Below are 2,299 nucleotides of genomic sequence, written 5' to 3'. Positions count from 1 at the left end.
GCTCCGGGGCGGCGCCCCGGGCCGCGGGCGCGGCGGGCACCGCCCGCCGCGCCCGGGGCCACGAGGTGGTGCCGCGGTCCCCGGTCCTATCGTGCCCGGCGGGCGGCCACCGCCTCGTACACCATGCCGACCAGCAGGTCGTCCGCGTCGCGGCGGCCGAACTCGGCGGCGGCGCGGGACATGTCGTAGAGGCGGTGCGGGTCGGTGAGCACGGGCAGCACGTGGCCGAGCACCCAGTCCGGGGTCAGCTCCGCGTCGTCCACCAGCAGGCCGCCGCCTGCCTTGACCACCGGCTGTGCGTTGAGCCGCTGTTCGCCGTTGCCGATCGGCAGCGGCACGTAGGCGGCGGGCAGGCCGACCGCGGACAGTTCCGCCACCGTCATGGCGCCGGCCCGGCAGAGCATCATGTCGGCGGCGGCGTAGGCCAGATCCATCCGGTCCAGATACGGCACCGGGCGGTAGGGCGGCATACCCGGCATGTTGTCGGACGGCGGCAGTTCGTTCTTGGGGCCGACCGCGTGCAGGATCTGCACGCCGGACTGCTGGAGCCGCGGCGCGACCGCGGTGATCACCTCGTTGAGCCGCCGGGCGCCCTGGGAGCCGCCGGAGACCAGCAGGGTGGGCAGGTTCTGGTCGAGGCCCAGGGCGTGCCGTGCCTCGGGGCGGGCGGCGGCCCGGTCGAGGACGGCGATGGAGCGGCGCAGCGGGATGCCGATGTAGCGGGCGTCGCGCAGTTTGCTGTCCGGGGTGGAGACGGCGACCGCGTGGGCGTAGCGGGAGCCGATCTTGTTGGCCAGGCCCGGGCGGGCGTTGGCCTCGTGCACCACGATCGGCACGCCGAGCCGCTTGGCGGCCAGATAGCCGGGCAGGGCCACGTAGCCGCCGAAGCCGACCACGCAGTCGGCCTTGGTGCGTTCGAGGATCTGCTCGGCGGCCTTGATGGTGCCGCGCAGCCGGCCGGGCACGGTGATCAGTTCGGGGGTGGGCCGGCGGGGCAGCGGGACAGCGGGGATCAGGGCCAGCTCATAGCCGCGTTCGGGCACCAGCCTGGTCTCCAGGCCCTTCTCGGTGCCGAGTGCGGTGATTCCCACCGTCGGGTCCTGCCTGCGCAGGGCATCGGCGAGCGCGAGCGCCGGCTCGATGTGGCCGGCGGTCCCCCCACCGGCGAGTACGACATGCACCGAAATTCACCGCTCTCCGGACGGCCGCCGTCTGGCGCGCCGTCGCATCGTCCGTCTCACTGCCCCGGTCAGGGGGTTGTTGTGCCCCCGCACGGCCAAGGCCGCTCGCGCCGCCGGCTCGTTCCTGGCGAACGAGATCAGCAGCCCGATCGCGAACATCGTCGGCAGCAGGGCCGAACCTCCGTAGGAGAACAGCGGAAGCGGGACACCGGCGATCGGCAGCAGGCCGAGCACCGCACCGATGTTGATCACGGCCTGCACCGTGATCCAGGTGGTCACGCCACCCGCTGCGAACCTGACGAAGGGGTCCTCCGTACGACTGGCCACGCGGATACCCGCGTAGCCTAGTGCCGCGAAGAGGGCGAGCACCGACAGCGTCCCGGCCAGGCCCAGTTCCTCCCCGGTCACGGCGAAGATGAAGTCGGTGTGCGGCTCCGGGAGTTCACCCCATTTTTCCACGCTCGCCCCGAGACCCGAGCCGAACCAGCCGCCGGACGCGAGCGCGTAGATGCCGTGCACGGCCTGCCAGCAGCCGTTGGCCGGGTCGGTGGCGGCGATGCAGTGCAGCCGGCCCATCCGGTTGGGACTGGTGGCGATCGCCAGGGCGCCCAGCGCGCCGGCCCCGGCCAGCACTCCGGTGAACAGCCGGGTGGGGGCGCCGGCCAGCCACAGCAGGCCGAACAGGATGGCGGTGAGGATCACCGTGGTGCCCAGGTCGCCGCCGAGCATGATGAGGCCGAGCAGCAGCACGGTGACCGGGACCAGCGGGACCAGCAGGTGCTTCCACTGGACGAGCAGGTTCTTGTCGTTCTTCCGGGCCAGCAGGTCCGCGCCCCACATGACCAGCGCGAGCTTGCCGAACTCGCTGGGCTGGATCTGGAAGGGGCCGCCGATGGAGATCCAGTTGGTGTTGCCGTTGATCGAGACCCCCTATCCCGGGCACCTGCACCAGGCACATGGTGAACACCGAGCCGAGCAGCAGCGGATAGGCCAGCACCCGGTGCAGCCGGACCGACAGCCGGGCGGCGAACCAGAGCAGCACCGCGCCGATGGCGATCGCGAGCAGCTGCTTGCGGAAGTAGTACGTGGAGGGCAGTCCGTACCGCAGCGCGAGGATC

The 2,299-nt window shown here is 72.2% G+C and carries 1 protein-coding gene and 1 pseudogene; both read right to left on the bottom strand.

The genetic code is table 11. The annotated features are described in order from the left end of the window. Window positions 1-86: 86 nt before the first annotated feature. Complete coding sequence (gene murG, locus GA0115240_RS33300; RefSeq protein ID WP_093742601.1) at window positions 87-1,181, bottom strand: undecaprenyldiphospho-muramoylpentapeptide beta-N-acetylglucosaminyltransferase; 1,095 nt, start codon at window positions 1,179-1,181, stop codon at window positions 87-89. 6 nt (window positions 1,182-1,187) lie between these two features. After that, window positions 1,188-2,299 (bottom strand): annotated as a pseudogene (gene ftsW / locus GA0115240_RS33295) (putative lipid II flippase FtsW); the annotation flags it as partial.

Origin of the sequence: Streptomyces sp. DvalAA-14 (assembly GCF_900091855.1) — a bacterium.
Taxonomy (GTDB): Bacteria; Actinomycetota; Actinomycetes; order Streptomycetales; family Streptomycetaceae; genus Actinacidiphila.
The sequence above is the reverse complement of the archived record's forward strand: the minus strand, read 5'-3'. Positions and strand labels throughout refer to the sequence as shown.